Below are 13,757 nucleotides of genomic sequence, written 5' to 3'. Positions count from 1 at the left end.
CCATATTTTGATTTTCACAAGGTCCCCCTCCCCATGACCTCTGCTCCTGACAAGATTTCCGGTAAAAAACCCGGCTGGGCCCGTCCGTCCGACTGGCCGTTCATCTGGAAATTCCTGGTGCCTTCGCTGATGGCGGTGGCATTGATCATCGTCCTGGCGGCCAGCGCCACCCTGGCGTTGCAGGCCCAGACCCGGCGCATGGACACGGTGGTCAACGGGGTCATGGACAATGCCCTGTTCCTGGGTGAGGTTCGCGCCGATTTGCGCGGCGATGCCCGCGACCTGTACAATGCCCTGGCGGCCCGTGCCGGCGGCGATACCGTCATCGGTTCCGCCGCCAACACCGCCAAGATCGCCGAAAACCTGAAGGCCCTGCAGGACAAGGTCAAGGCGCGCGCCGCCAAGGTGACCGACTCCGAGGACAAGAAGGCCTTCGAAGAGCTGATCACCGAGATCGAAACCCAGAAGGGCGCGATCGAATTCGTCTCGTCCATGCTGGAAATCGACCTGAACGCCGCCATCTCCTTCCTGCCGCCCTATGCCGCCTCGGAGCAAAATACCGACGCCATCGTGCAGAAGGTGCTGAAACGCACCGAAGCCCGCGCCAAGGCCGTCGCCGCCGAGAGCGTCAAGACGGCGCAGCAGGACACCCTGGTCATCGCCTTGATCGCCGCCTGTGCCGCCATCGCTGCCGGTGGTCTGGGTATCATTATCGGCCGCAGCACCTCGACCTCGATCAAGAAAATTGCCGATGCCACCCACCGCCTGGCAGATGCCGACATGACGGTCGAGCCATCGAAGCTTCAGCGCGGCGACGAACTGGGTCAGGTCGTCCAGGCGCTTCAGGTCTTCAAGGACGTCACCCAACAAAGCCGCGCGATGGCGGCGGAGCAGGAAGAGGCTTCCCGCGCCCGCCTGGCCCGCGCCTCGGAGATGGAACAGCTGATCGCCGGCTTCAATCGCGATTTCAGCGGTTTGATCCGCGGCGTTGAAAAGGCGTCCAGCCACCTGGAGCAGTCAGCCTCGATCCTGACCTCGGCCTCGTCCGAAAACGCCAGCCGCGCCCACTCGGCGGTGAACTCGATCTTCTCGGTACGCGATTCGATGAGTGCCGTCGCCGCCGCTTCGGAAGAACTGGGCGCCACCATTTCGGAAGTCGACCGCCAGGCCGCTGCCTCGGCCAACGTCGCCCGCGACGCCACTGACCGTGCCGAACACACTCAGACCGCCGTGGCGGAACTGACCCAGGCCGTCGGCCGCATCAACGAAATCGTCGATCTGATCTCGTCGGTGGCCAAACAGACCAATCTGCTGGCGCTGAACGCGACCATCGAAGCCGCACGTGCCGGTGACGCCGGCAGGGGCTTTGCCGTGGTGGCGCACGAGGTCAAGAGCCTGGCCGACCAGACTTCCAAGGCAACCGAAGAAATCCGCGGCCGTATCGGTGACGTGCGCCGCGCCGCCGACCGGACGACATCGGAAATCGGCAATATCGCCGGGGTCATCGTCCAGATGCAGGGCATTTCGGAGAACACCTCCGAATCGGTGCGCCAGCAGGTCCAGGCGACGCGCGAGATCACCATCAGCCTGTCGACGGCCGTCCAGGGCGCCGGTGAGGCTTCGGCGACGATCGAGGACCTCAACCGCGCCGCCGAAGAGACCGGTACGGTCTCCGGAGCGGTGACCGAAGCGTCGCTGAGCCTGTCGCAACAGGCGGACCAGATGAAGACGGTGGTGGAAACCTTCCTGAAACGTGCCGCGACCTTGTAGTAAAGTCTTGCCTTTGACGTCCTGCCATGTAGCTTGACGGGCAGGGATAGGGGGCTGAATGCTGAGGGAATGCAACTACTTCTGGGGTGGTACGGATATCTTCCCGGATGCGCCGGCGGTCGAGAAACACTACGACCTCACCCTCTTCCCGCTGAAGAGAACGGTCTGGTACGACAACGATCCGGACTGGGGGCTCTATGGCGCCGACGGCCACCTTGTCGATGCCGCGGCTTTGCGGCGCGGCAACAAGACGCCGCCCCGACTGTGCGGTCAGAGCCCGATCCATGCGCAGCCCTTCCCGACGGATCATCCGTGGGCGGACGATGTCGAATATATCTATATGGGATGCTTTATCGCCCATTACGGCCACTATCTGTGTTCGAGCCTGGCCCGGTTGTGGCCATTGCTGCGCGAAGGCCTGAACGGCCGTAAGATCCTGGTGCACGCCACCAACGGACCGGCGCACGAGTTTCAGATCCCCTATGCGGCGGCGACCCTGGCCGGCCTGGGTTTGACGGTGGACGACATTGTCATCTTCCAGGAACCCCGCCGCATCCGGCGTGTGATCATTCCCCGCCCCAGCTTCGTCGAACAGGTCTTCGCCCATAAGGTCCATCGCGACGTCTGCCACCGAATCGGCGAACAGTTTTTCGACGGCCTCGACATGACCACGGCCCAGCCGCCGGTTTACCTCAGCAAGACCAAAATGCAGCGCGGGGTCGGGCGGATCGGCAACGAAACGGTCATCGAAGCCTACATGGCCGCCAATGGCGTCGCTATCGTCTATCCGGAACAACTCAGCCTGCGCGACCAGGTCCGGCTGTTCGCCCAGAACCGCGTCATCGCCGGCACCGGCGGAACGCAATTCCACACCGGCATCATGGCGCCGCCGGTCGCCAGGGCTCTGGCCCTGTCGGCGACCCATTCGGTCAATTCCAACCTGGTCCTGTTCGACCGCCTCAACGAACGCACCGCCGGTTATGTCTATGATGACCGCGGTTATCAGGAGATCAAGGATCAGGACGGGTTCCTGACCTCGGACTACCTCGCCGATCCCGAAGCGACGGCCCGCGACCTGCTGGCCGTCATGCGTGAACTTTAGGGTTTGTGGGGCGTCACCCGGGCTTTGGTGCCCGGACGAATGTTCAGCACCATGATCTGCGGCGGTGCCCCGAAGCGCACCGGCATGCCGCTCTCGCCCAAACCGCGCGTCACGATCAGGATGCGGTTGTCGATGACCTCATAGCCGTCGGCCGTGTCTTCGGTGTGCCGCACCACGCGCACCGGCGCGCCGATCAGCGGCAGCCGGACCTGGCCGGCATGGCTGTGCCCCGACAACTGGATCGGCGCATGATTGGACTCCCAGTCGAACAGGCCGGGATTGTGCGTCAGGGTCAGGGTGGCGGCGCCGGCCGGCGCCTGGGCCGCGGTTGCCGGGAAGTCCGGCGTCTGGGTCTGGCCGTCCTCGACCCCCAAAATCCAGATATCGCCACCGGGACGTTCAACGCGAAACGCCTGATTCTCCAGGAATTTCACCTGGGTTTCAGCGAAGATCTCGCGCACGCGGTCACAATCCCACCAGCAGTCGTGATTACCCATGACCGCATAGGTACCCAGCGGCGCCTTGAAGCTGTCGAGCGCCCGCAACCCCTCTTCATCCAGGGCGATCATCTCGGGTGACCGCATCGGCCGGGCGCCGAATTCCTTGCGACCCTTGAAGACATCGCCGCCGATATAATCGCCGGCCAGCAGGATGATGTCGGGCTTCAATCCGGCGACCTGTTGCGCGATCTTTCGAACCCGCGCCGGCGGCATATGGACGTCATCGACATGGATGTCGGACAGCAGAACCACCCGCAGCGGCGCTGTATCCTTCGGCCAGGCGGGAACTTCGACATCGAATTCGGAAACGACGGTGCTGCGCGGTTCGAACCAGAAGGCGTCGGCGGCCATGGCCACCAGGCCAACCGCAATAACCCCCCAGATAATCCGCCCCCACTTGCGCATGATGCGTCCTTAGCACGATCACAAATCCGCGAAAAGGCAACTAAAAGGTTGCATATTTTAACGATCTAGGCCCACATACGGCCATGACCGAAACGCCCGATGCCATCATCAAGACCACCACCCTGAAAGCCCCGCTGAACAGGGTCTGGAACGCCATCGCCAATGCCGACGAATTCGGTATCTGGTTCGGAGTCCGCTTCGAAGGCCCATTTGTGGCCGGGGAACGGCTGAAGGGCGTCATCGCCGCGACCCAGGTCAATGACGAGATCGCCGCAGCCCAGAAACCGTGGGAAGGCACGCCGTTCGAGATCGTGGTGGAAACCATCGAACCCAAGACGCGTTTTGCCTTTCGCTGGCATCCGTATGCGGCCGACACGGACTACGACTACAGCCGCGATTCCATGACTTTGGTGACTTTCGAACTGACGGAGGTCGACGGCGGCGTCAACCTGACCATTACCGAGTCCGGCTTCAGCCAACTTCCGCCACACCGTCGCGCCGAAGCCTTCACCATGAACGAAGGCGGCTGGCAGGCTCAGGCCGGGTTGATCGAGGCCTATCTTGCGCGATGAAGCCGCGCTGTTCGCGGCCCTGGGCGACGATACCCGGCTGGGTCTGTTGACGCGCCTGGGTGAGGAGCCGTCGTCGATCGCCGGTCTGACCCGCGGCGGAGTTTTGACCCGCCAGGCGGTAACCAAGCATCTCTATATTCTTGAAAAAGCCGGGTTGGTGACCTGCGCCCGCCTGGGCCGCGAGAGCCTGTGGGAACTGCGCCGCCAGCGTCTGGAAGACGCGCGGGCCTTCCTGGATCTGATGTCGCGCCGCTGGGACGACCGGATCGAACGCTTGAGAGCCCACGTAGAAATCTCTTAGGACTCTTTTCCCAGCTGAGGCAGGACTGTCGCGGGGGAAGTTTCAAGCTCCCTCCTCTCCACGAAGTGGGGAGGGGGACCGCGAAGCGGTGGAGGGGTATAGGTAGAAGCAATGATCACCCGGCCTCACCGTGGTGAGGAGCGGAATCATGTAGTATTCGCCACTAACCGAACGCATATATTTTTCACTTGACGCAAGAATTTCCGAATAATCTCCACTTCACCGCTAAAATTTCGCACTTCATGGCGTGACAAACCCACTCGGATACGCCATACGGAAAACCGGTTATCCACCCGTTTTCCAGGCTCCACCCCGTCATGCGCGACTTTTACCGTATCCGCCGTCTGCCCCCTTATGTCTTCGAAGAAGTCAACAAGGTGAAGGCACGGCTGCGCGCAGAGGGCGTCGACGTCATCGACTTTGGCATGGGCAATCCCGACATGCCGACGGCCCCGCACATCGTCGACAAGCTGATCGAAACGGTCAAAAAACCCAAGACCCACGGCTATTCGGTCTCGAAAGGTGTCCACGGCCTGCGCAAGGCCATGGCCGGCTATTACGACCGTCGCTATGGCGTCAAGCTGAACCCCGACAACGAAGTCGTCGCCACCTTAGGGTCCAAGGAAGGCTTCGCCAACCTGGCCATGGCCATCACCGCACCGGGCGATACCGTCATTTGTCCGAACCCGGCCTATCCCATCCACGCCTTCGGATTTTTGATGGCGGGCGGGGTGATCCGTCACGTCCCCGCCCTGTCGCCGGAGCAATACCTGTCGGGCATCGACAAGGCCGTCAAGCACTCCGTACCGACGCCGTCGGTGATGATCGTCTCCTATCCGTCCAACCCGACGGCGCAATGGGTTGATCTCGACTTCTACAAGGAGGTCATCAAGATCGCCCAGAAGCACGACCTGATCGTGCTGAGCGACATCGCCTATTCCGAAATCTATTTCGACGACAACCCGCCGCCCTCCATCCTTCAGGTCAACGGCGCCAAGGAACGCTCGGTCGAGATCAATTCGCTGTCGAAAACCTATGCCATGGCCGGCTGGCGCATCGGTATGGTGGTCGGCAATTCCGAGATCTGCGCCGCCCTGTCGCGGGTGAAATCCTATCTCGACTACGGCGGTTTCGCCCCGATCCAGGTGGCCGCCGCCGCGGCCCTTAACGGCCCGCAGGAGAATGTCGCCGAGATCCGCGCCACCTACAAATCGCGCCGCGACGTTCTGGTCGAATCGATGAAGCGCGCCGGCTGGGACGTTCCGGCCCCGCCGGCGTCGATGTTCGCCTGGGCCAAGATCCCGCCCAAGTTCGAGCACCTGGGTTCGATCGAATTCGCCAAGCTGCTGATCGAAGAAGCCCATGTCGCTGTGGCGCCGGGCCTAGGCTTCGGCGAATACGGCGAAGGCTATGTCCGTATCGGGTTAGTCGAAAACGAGCACCGTATCCGCCAGGCTGCCCGAAACATCAAAAAGCTGCTCCAGCCCGCCGGTCGCAACACCACGGACGACGACCTGCCGCTCGACGCCGCCTGACAAAAAATGTAATGACAGCCTTGTCATCGTGATAGGGCGCGGCTTTGCGATCACACTTGGCCGCGCTCGTCATTAAACCTTCATTTATTCTTTTTGACTCTTTCCACGATTTGGGTTTTGATGCTTTTCATTGTGCAGTGCACAGTTTTTGCAAATTCTTGACATTTTCAGGAAGGTAACTGCATCGACGTGAGGCACGGTTCCGGGCTTTAGATAGCTGGCGTCGTTTTATGAGGTGAGGGCGTGGTCAGTCTTGAGTTTGATATGAGTACGGAATCGGAAAGCGACGCCTTTTTCGGTGCCTTTTTCAAATTTGTCGAAGCCGCTTCCATTCAAGATACTGACGCGATTTCCGTGCGGTCCGATCCGGCCGGCGATCACCTGACCAAGGTTGTCACCTTCGAAGACGAAATGCAGGCCGATCAGTTCAAGACCTACTGGACGCAACGCCGCCGCTGGCTGGGGCTGTAGCTTGGGCTGAGCCCTTAGGCTAAGCTGACGGCTGATTCTGGCCACCCTTTGAAAAATTCATGCCTGGACTGCGCTACCTGCCGCTGCGTTATCGCCTGCCGTTAATCCACGGCGGGCTCGATCTGCTGGCCCATAGCCGCTCCAATCGCTGGAAAAAGGCCGGCGCCGTGACGCCCAAGCCGGGCCCCCTGGTGGTTTCCGGTTTCCTGAGCGAAACCCTCGGGATCGGCCGCGCCGGGCGTATGACGGCGCAGGCTCTCAAGGCCGCAGGTTACGCCGTGACCGAACACGATCTGCGGCCAGCGTTCAAACATCTGCTGTTTCAGGGCGCCAAACTGCCCGGTGACGGCGGGGTCTGGCTGATCCACGCCAATGCGCCGGAATGCCTGGTCGCCTTCATGGCCCATTCGCCGGAAACCTGGGCGCATCGTTACCGTATCGGCTACTGGGCGTGGGAAACACCCCGGGCGCCGGCCGATTGGGTCTGGCTGGCCGACTATGTGCATGAGGTCTGGGTGCCGTCGCGCTTCGTCCATGACGCCATGGTCAACGCCTTTCGTAAGGCCGGCCGTGACGACCTGACACCGCGCCTGAGGATCATGCCGCATCCGGCGCCGCAGCCTGTCGCCATCCGCTATTCGGATGCCCAACAGAAGTTTGGCCTCGACCCGGATCTGTGTGAAGTGCTGTGCCTGTTCGACACCAAGTCAGGTGCGGTGCGCAAGAACCCGTGGAGCGTGCTCGACGCCTGGTGTGAAGCCTTCCCTGAACCGGCGGAACATGCACGCCTGACCTTGAAGGTCAGCGACATGTCCGGCGACCGGGAAAGTGAACAGCGGCTGACACGAGCCCTGGCGATGCGACCGGACATTCGGGTGCTGACCGATCGCCTGTCGGATGCCGACATGGATGCCTTGATGGCGGCCAGCGATGTACTGATCTCGCTGCACCGGTCGGAAGGGTTTGGCCTGACCCTGGCCGAGGCCATGGCGTCGGGCGTCGGGGTGATTGCCACCCGTTGGTCAGGCAATATCGACTTCATGAATGACCGGAATTCGCGTTTGATCCCGGCACGGACGATTGCCGTTGATGACCCGGATGGTCCCTATTGCCGTGTGGACCGCGATGCTGACCAGGTCTGGGCCGAACCGGATATTTCGGCGGCAGCGGCCGCCTTGCGCGAGCTGACGAGGGACGATGTTTTGCGCCGTGACCTGATCCTGGCTGCCCAACGTGACGTCCGTGCTTTGGACAAGCCATGGCAGACCGAGGCGCTGAAAATTCTGGCTTTCAACCTGTACCTGGGCGCAGGGAAGCCCTGAAAAACCCCTCTCCCCGTTCTTCACGGGGAGAGGTTAGGGTGAGGGGCGGGGCGCCTTCAAAGCGCTCCGTCCTCTACAAGCCCCTCACCCGATCGCGTTCACTTCGCTCCGCTCTCGTCCTCTCCCCGCAGGCGGGGAGAGGTAATATTAAGCTACCCTAAGCCGCTCTCACACTCGCCAGGAACGCCGTCGCGGTCGACTTCAGCGCCTCCGTCTGGGCTTGCAGATGCTCGACATCCGCCAGGGCGCTGTTGGCCTGGGTGCCGGTGCGTTCGGCCGTGTCATTGACCTCGCCGATCGCGCCCCCGACCTCGGCCGTCGACATGGCCACATCCGCCGTCGAGCGCGAAATCTCACCGACCGCTGCCGACTGTTGACGCACCGATTCCGAAATCGCGTGGGCCAGGTCGCGCAGGTCGATGACCATATCGGCGATCGCCACCATGGCGCTGGACGCTTCCGCCGTGGCCGACTGCACGCCCTTGACCTGGGTGGCGATCTCGTCGGTGACCTTGGCGGTCTGCTGCGCCAAAGCCTTGACCTCGGTGGCCACGACGCTGAAACCGCGGCCGGCTTCGCCCGCCCGCGCTGCTTCGATCGTCGCGTTCAAAGCCAGCAGATTGGTCTGCGACGTGATCTGGCTGATCATGTCGATGCTGCTGCCGATGCTGTGGGCGGCCTCATTCATCACCGCCACCTTGGCGGTGGCGTCATTGGCCAGGCCCGCCGCCGACTGGGCAGCATGGGCGGCGCGATCGGCCTGGTCGGCAATGCTCTGCGACGACGCCGACATCTCCTCGGTCGCCCCGGCCACCGACTGGACGTTGCCGCTGGCCATATCCATGGCCACGGCAGCGCTCTGGCTGCGGGCGCGGGTCTGCTCGGCATTGACGCTCAGCTCTGCGGCAGTCTGGCCTAGATTCTGGCTCGCCGCACTCAGCCGTTCGACAATGCTCAGCACCGACGACTCGAACCGGTCGGCCATATCGCGCATGGTGACGTCACGCATCGAGCGGGCTTCAAGTTCAATATGCTCTTGAGAGACACGCATGCGCGCCGCGTCTTCGACGGCATCGCGGAAACTCGTCAGAGTATGGACAATGACGCCGGTCTCATGCCCGTCGCTCTGGAAAGGAATATCGCCCACGACTTCATTGCGCGCCAGTTTCTGCATCAGGCCCGACAGAATACCCAGCCGGTTCGACAGGCCAGAAGCGATCACCCAGGTCAGGCCCAGCGCCAGGGCCAGGACAAACGCCGTCAGGCCCAGTTCCATATACATCTTACCGGATTCGGCGTTCCCACGGTCGGCCTGCATCTTGGCCAGGTCACGATTGCCGGGCTTGAACAGGGCGTCGGCGGCACTCAGGAAGCCGTCATACTGTGACGGGTCGTTACGGAAGGTCTTGGCGGCCACCATAAAGCTGTCGAGCGCCACCTGGGTATCGGCCGCCAGCTTGCCACCGTCGCTGTACTCGCCCGACTTGATGAAGGAATCGTGCAGCGCGGTCACGGCATTGTCGAAGGTGACAGCGGCGATCGGATCGGATGGCGCACCGTTGAAGTCGTGTCCGGCCAGGATGACGACCGGCATCTTGGTCGTTACGGCATCCATCATGTAGTAGCTGTCGAGCTCCGGATCGAGGATCAGCTTGGACTTGTCGGTGATCTCGACGAATAGCGCCGCCGACGCCTTCAGCAAATCGGCGCCGGACTGACCTTTCAACGCCTCGGCCTTGGCCGGGTCGACCATCTTCGCGTTGTCGCCGGCGACCTTGCCCAGATCCGCGCCCGCATCCTTCCCCGCTGCGCCGGCCATCAGGTCCGGCCATACGGCGTCGAGATAGCGCGCTCCGGCCAGTTCGCTGTTGGCGAAGTCGACGGCGACCATATGCGACTGATACAGCAGCCAGCCGGTCATGGCGACGGGCAGAGCCATCAGTACGCCCAGGATACGCATACGCCCGGAAATACTGGTGCGCGCATTGATGGCGTCGAAAAGCTTGGTCATCAAGTATCCCCGGGACGTCTATTGTCGTTGTGTCCGCCGACGCTAAACCACCCGGCTTAAGAGTTTGCTAACTGTGTTCTCGGGCTCGCCTTGACTCAGGCTTCCTTTTCCGCCATAGACCCCGCCACATCGCGCGCCTGTTGCGCTCCATACCAGAACCCTTCGTCATCACGACCCCGGCACTGCGCCCGGACGGGGATGGGAAGGCTCCCCGATAGCGCGTCGCGCCCTCGGGGATTTTCTGTTTGGGTGCAAACGGGACGCGAACGGAGATTTGAAGTCATGTTCGACAGCTTGAACGAGCGCCTATCCGGTCTTTTCGACCGTCTCTCAGGCCGCGGCGTCCTTTCGGAAAAGGATGTCGACGAAGCCCTGCGTGAAGTGCGCGTCGCCCTGCTGGAAGCCGATGTCGCCCTGCCGGTGGTGCGTCAGTTCATGACCAAGGCCAAGGAACTGGCCACCGGCGAAGAGATCATCAAGGCGGTCAAGCCCGCCGACCAGGTGGTCAAGATCGTCTATGACGGCCTGATCGACATGCTGGGCGGCGAAGAGCCGGAACCGCTCAACCTCAACGCCGTGCCGCCCGCCGTCATCCTGATGGCCGGTCTGCAGGGTTCGGGTAAGACCACCACCTCCGCCAAGCTGGCCCTGCGCCTCTCTAAGTTCGACCGCAAGAAGGTCATGATGGCCTCGCTGGACACCCGCCGTCCGGCTGCCATGGAGCAGCTCAAGCTGCTCGCCGAACAGGTCGGCGTCGACTTCCTGCCGATCGTGGCGGGCCAGAGCGCCACCGACATCGCCCGCCGCGCCCTGCAATCGGCCAGGATCCAGGGCTTCGACGTCCTGATCCTCGACACGGCCGGCCGCACCACGCTCGACGAAGCACTGATGAGCGAAGCCGCCGAGATCGCGCGCATCGCTAATCCGGTCGAAACCTTCCTGGTCGCCGACAGCCTGACCGGCCAGGACGCCGTGCGCACGGCGACCGCCTTCCACGAACGCCTGCCGCTGACCGGCCTGATCCTGACCCGCGCCGACGGCGATGCCCGTGGCGGCGCCATGCTGTCGATGCGCGCCGTTACCGGCCTGCCGATCAAATTCCTCGGCGCCGGCGAAAAGGTCGAGGCGCTGGACGTCTTCGATGCCCGCCGCGTTGCCGGCCGCATCCTGGGTCAGGGCGATATCGTCGCCCTGGTCGAAAAGGCCGCCACCGAACTGGACCAGGCGAAAGCCGCCGCCATGGCCAAGAAGATGGCCAAGGGTCAGTTCGACCTGGACGACCTGGCCGAACAGCTGCGCCAGATGAAGCGCATGGGCGGGATGAGCGGCATTATGGGCCTGCTGCCCGGCGTGCAAAAGGTCAAGAAGCAGATCGACGAGGCGAATATCTCGGACAAGACCTTCGACCGCCAGGTGGCCATCATCACCTCGATGACCAAGGTGGAGCGCAAGAAGCCGGACTTGCTGAACGCCTCGCGCAAGCGCCGCATCGCCGCCGGCGCCGGCGTCGAAGTCATGGAAATCAACCGCCTGCTGAAGCAGCACCGCCAGATGGCCGATACCTTCAAGGCGATGTCGCGGTCCAACGGCCGCGGCGCCATGGGCCAGATGGCTAAGATGTTCGGTATGGGTGGCGGTATGCCCAATCCGTCCCAGATCGCCGACATGGCCAAGAGCCTGAACGCGCCCGGCGGCCCGTCCCAGGCCGATCTGGAAAAAGTGCAGCAGATGGCTGGCAATGCCGGCATCAAGCTTCCCGGCCTCGGCGGTCCCGCCGGCGGCTCACCCTTCTCCGGCCTCCCCGGTCTTCCGGGCGCCAAGCCTTTTAACCCGACCAAGAAATAAGCGATCAAACCAAGGAACTGAACATGCTTAAGATTCGTCTCTCCCGCGGTGGCTCTAAGAAGCGCCCCTACTACACCATCGTCGTCGCCGAAAGCACCGCGCCGCGCGACGGCAAGTTCATCGAAAAGGTGGGCACCTATAACCCGATGCTGCCGAAGGATGCCGTCCGCGTCACCCTGAAGTCGGAGCGCATCGCCGAATGGCTGAAGAAGGGCGCCCAACCGACCGACCGCGTCGCGCGCTTCCTGTCGCAAGAAGGCCTGGTCACCTGGACCGCCAGCAACAACCCCAAGAAGGGCACCCCGGGCAAGAAGGCCCAGGAACGCGCCGCTGAACGCGCCCAGCGCGAGCAGGACCGTCTCGACGCCGAGGCCGCTGCCCGTGAAGAAGCCGCCGCCGCTGCCGCCGCTCCGGCTCCGGTTGAAGAACCGGCTGCTGAAGAGGTTGCCGCCGAAGAAACCGCTCCGGAATAAGCTTCGCTGCGGACTCCCATGCGAAAGGGCCGGAGCGATCCGGCCCTTTTATTTTGAGATGTTGTGATGACAAAACCCAATCTGGTTCTGGTCGCTCAGGTCGGCGCCCCCCATGGTGTCCAGGGCGAGTTCAAGCTGCTGAGCTTTATGGACGACCCCTTGAGCGTGCTGGAACATTCGCCGCTGCTGGACGTCGCCGGCAAACCCGCTTTGGTCCTGACCAAGGCGAGGGCACACAAGGGTGCGCTGCTGGTTTTCGCCGAACAGGCGCCGGACCGGACGGCGGCAGAAAAGCTGAAGGGCCTGAAGCTCTATGTCGATCGTGCCGATCTTCCGGACACGGACGAAGAGGAATATTACGTCACCGACCTGATCGGCATGGATGTGGTCGACACGTCCGGTAACGCGGTGGGTAAGGTGGTCAATGTCGACAATTTCGGCGCCGGCGATCTGCTGGACGTGAAGCCGCTCGAAGGTGTCAGCTTCTACGTCCCCTTCACCCTGGCCCACGTCCCGGAAGTCCACCCGGCTGAAGGCCGCATCGTGGTCGACCTGACCGGACTATAACCGAGTAGCGCTGTAGAATCCCCTCTCCCCGCGAGCGGGGAGAGGTTAGGCGCGGGGCGGCGAGCCTGAGGGGCGGGGCGTCTTCAGAGCGCTCCGGCTTCTTCCGCAAAATCAGGCGTGAATCCCGCCCGACACCTCGATCCGCTGGCCGTTGATCCAGCCGGCCTCGTCCGACAGCAGCAGCGACACAGCCCCGCCTATATCGTCCGGCAAACCGACCCGCCCCAAAGGCGTCCGCGACGCGATCATGGCGTTCAATCCGGCATCGTCCCGCACCCTTCCGCCGCCGAAATCGGTTTCAATCGCCCCAGGCGCCAGCACATTGACCGCGATCCGCCGCGGCCCCAGCTCCACCGCCAGATAGCGCGTCAACACCTCGACAGCCCCCTTGGCTGCGGCATAGGTCGACGATCCTGGATAGCTGAACCGCGCCAGCCCCGACGACAGGTTCACAATCCGCCCACCGTCACGGATCATCGGCAACAAAGCCTGGGTCAAAAAGAAAACCCCTTTGAAGTGAACATTCATCACCTCGTCGAACTGCGCTTCGGTGGTCTCGGCGAACGGCGCATACAGCCCCATGCCGGCATTGTTGATCAGGTAGTCGAAATCGTCGCGGCCCCACACGTCCTTCAACGCCGACCCTACCGCCGCTTTAAAACCGGCGAACTGGCCGATGACGCCGGTGTCCAATTGGATCGCGACCGCCTTACGGCCGATCAGCCTCAGTTCCTCGATCAGGCTCTCGGCCTCATCGCGGCGTGAGCGGTAGGTGAACAGGATGTCGACGCCGCGCGCCGCCAGATGATGGGCCATATTGCGGCCCAGGCCGCGCGAACCGCCGGTAATCAAAGCTATGGTCATGAGAAATCTCCTTCTGATG

Annotated in this window: 13 protein-coding genes; 10 read left to right on the top strand and 3 right to left on the bottom strand. The window is 62.8% G+C overall.

All coding sequences use genetic code 11. From position 1 onward, the window contains the following. Window positions 1-33: 33 nt before the first annotated feature. Entirely contained in the window at window positions 34-1,770 is a 1,737-nt protein-coding gene (locus ABAC460_RS33055; RefSeq protein ID WP_023452944.1) for a methyl-accepting chemotaxis protein, read from the top strand. 58 nt (window positions 1,771-1,828) lie between these two features. Continuing rightward, entirely contained in the window at window positions 1,829-2,872 is a 1,044-nt protein-coding gene (locus ABAC460_RS33050; protein ID WP_023452943.1) for a glycosyltransferase family 61 protein, read from the top strand. On the opposite strand, the gene ABAC460_RS33045 is transcribed toward ABAC460_RS33050, so the two are convergent. After that, entirely contained in the window at window positions 2,869-3,777 is a 909-nt protein-coding gene (locus ABAC460_RS33045) for a metallophosphoesterase (RefSeq protein WP_023452942.1), read from the bottom strand. The two genes, ABAC460_RS33050 and ABAC460_RS33045, sit on opposite strands and share 4 nt — an antisense overlap. A gap of 83 nt (window positions 3,778-3,860) precedes the next feature. On the opposite strand from ABAC460_RS33045, the gene ABAC460_RS33040 reads away from it, so the two are divergent. From ABAC460_RS33040 to ABAC460_RS33020, 5 genes are all read left to right on the top strand, one after another. Then, complete coding sequence (locus tag ABAC460_RS33040; protein WP_023452941.1) at window positions 3,861-4,349, top strand: SRPBCC family protein; 489 nt, start codon at window positions 3,861-3,863, stop codon at window positions 4,347-4,349. Beyond that, complete coding sequence (locus tag ABAC460_RS33035) at window positions 4,339-4,650, top strand: ArsR/SmtB family transcription factor (RefSeq protein ID WP_023452940.1); 312 nt, start codon at window positions 4,339-4,341, stop codon at window positions 4,648-4,650. The genes ABAC460_RS33040 and ABAC460_RS33035 overlap by 11 nt, the downstream gene beginning before the upstream one ends. 317 nt (window positions 4,651-4,967) lie before the next feature. Further along, window positions 4,968-6,185 carry an LL-diaminopimelate aminotransferase gene (locus ABAC460_RS33030; protein WP_023452939.1) on the top strand — a complete coding sequence of 406 codons (1,218 nt, stop codon included), beginning with the start codon at window positions 4,968-4,970 and terminating at the stop codon, window positions 6,183-6,185. A 264-nt stretch (window positions 6,186-6,449) separates the two neighbouring features. Further along, complete coding sequence (locus tag ABAC460_RS33025) at window positions 6,450-6,656, top strand: hypothetical protein (protein ID WP_023452938.1); 207 nt, start codon at window positions 6,450-6,452, stop codon at window positions 6,654-6,656. A 59-nt stretch (window positions 6,657-6,715) separates the two neighbouring features. Beyond that, window positions 6,716-7,978: a glycosyltransferase gene (locus tag ABAC460_RS33020; RefSeq protein ID WP_023452937.1), complete on the top strand. Its 1,263-nt coding sequence runs from the start codon at window positions 6,716-6,718 to the stop codon at window positions 7,976-7,978. A 157-nt stretch (window positions 7,979-8,135) separates the two neighbouring features. On the opposite strand, the gene ABAC460_RS33015 is transcribed toward ABAC460_RS33020, so the two are convergent. After that, window positions 8,136-9,989, bottom strand: coding sequence for a methyl-accepting chemotaxis protein (locus tag ABAC460_RS33015; protein WP_023452936.1), 1,854 nt, complete (start codon window positions 9,987-9,989; stop codon window positions 8,136-8,138). A 282-nt stretch (window positions 9,990-10,271) separates the two neighbouring features. On the opposite strand from ABAC460_RS33015, the gene ffh reads away from it, so the two are divergent. The 3 genes from ffh to rimM all read left to right on the top strand — a co-directional run bounded on the left by ffh (window position 10,272) and on the right by rimM (window position 12,874). Beyond that, window positions 10,272-11,834, top strand: coding sequence for a signal recognition particle protein (gene ffh, locus ABAC460_RS33010; protein WP_023452935.1), 1,563 nt, complete (start codon window positions 10,272-10,274; stop codon window positions 11,832-11,834). A gap of 23 nt (window positions 11,835-11,857) precedes the next feature. Next, window positions 11,858-12,307: a 30S ribosomal protein S16 gene (gene rpsP / locus ABAC460_RS33005; RefSeq protein ID WP_023452934.1), complete on the top strand. Its 450-nt coding sequence runs from the start codon at window positions 11,858-11,860 to the stop codon at window positions 12,305-12,307. A 66-nt stretch (window positions 12,308-12,373) separates the two neighbouring features. After that, on the top strand, window positions 12,374-12,874 hold the full coding sequence (gene rimM, locus ABAC460_RS33000; RefSeq protein ID WP_023452933.1) for a ribosome maturation factor RimM: 501 nt from the start codon (window positions 12,374-12,376) through the stop codon (window positions 12,872-12,874). A gap of 111 nt (window positions 12,875-12,985) precedes the next feature. Here the strand turns inward: rimM and ABAC460_RS32995 are convergent, their stop codons facing one another. Further along, window positions 12,986-13,738, bottom strand: coding sequence for an SDR family NAD(P)-dependent oxidoreductase (locus ABAC460_RS32995; RefSeq protein WP_023452932.1), 753 nt, complete (start codon window positions 13,736-13,738; stop codon window positions 12,986-12,988). Window positions 13,739-13,757: the final 19 nt, after the last annotated feature.

Origin of the sequence: Asticcacaulis sp. AC460, assembly GCF_000495795.1 — a bacterium.
Classification (GTDB): Bacteria; Pseudomonadota; Alphaproteobacteria; order Caulobacterales; family Caulobacteraceae; genus Asticcacaulis.
Note: the sequence above shows the minus strand (reverse complement) of the source record. Positions and strands in the feature narration are given on the sequence as shown.

Bases quoted from the DNA above. Each gene is read 5' to 3' on its own strand.
- ABAC460_RS33055 (WP_023452944.1), top strand. From the start codon at position 34: ATGACCTCTGCTCCTGACAAGATTTCCGGTAAAAAACCCGGCTGGGCC.
- ABAC460_RS33050 (WP_023452943.1), top strand. From the start codon at position 1,829: ATGCTGAGGGAATGCAACTACTTCTGGGGTGGTACGGATATCTTCCCG.
- ABAC460_RS33045 (WP_023452942.1), bottom strand. From the start codon at position 3,777: ATGCGCAAGTGGGGGCGGATTATCTGGGGGGTTATTGCGGTTGGCCTG.
- ABAC460_RS33040 (WP_023452941.1), top strand. From the start codon at position 3,861: ATGACCGAAACGCCCGATGCCATCATCAAGACCACCACCCTGAAAGCC.
- ABAC460_RS33030 (WP_023452939.1), top strand. From the start codon at position 4,968: ATGCGCGACTTTTACCGTATCCGCCGTCTGCCCCCTTATGTCTTCGAA.
- ABAC460_RS33025 (WP_023452938.1), top strand. From the start codon at position 6,450: ATGAGTACGGAATCGGAAAGCGACGCCTTTTTCGGTGCCTTTTTCAAA.
- ABAC460_RS33020 (WP_023452937.1), top strand. From the start codon at position 6,716: ATGCCTGGACTGCGCTACCTGCCGCTGCGTTATCGCCTGCCGTTAATC.
- ABAC460_RS33015 (WP_023452936.1), bottom strand. From the start codon at position 9,989: ATGACCAAGCTTTTCGACGCCATCAATGCGCGCACCAGTATTTCCGGG.
- ffh (WP_023452935.1), top strand. From the start codon at position 10,272: ATGTTCGACAGCTTGAACGAGCGCCTATCCGGTCTTTTCGACCGTCTC.
- rpsP (WP_023452934.1), top strand. From the start codon at position 11,858: ATGCTTAAGATTCGTCTCTCCCGCGGTGGCTCTAAGAAGCGCCCCTAC.
- rimM (WP_023452933.1), top strand. From the start codon at position 12,374: ATGACAAAACCCAATCTGGTTCTGGTCGCTCAGGTCGGCGCCCCCCAT.
- ABAC460_RS32995 (WP_023452932.1), bottom strand. From the start codon at position 13,738: ATGACCATAGCTTTGATTACCGGCGGTTCGCGCGGCCTGGGCCGCAAT.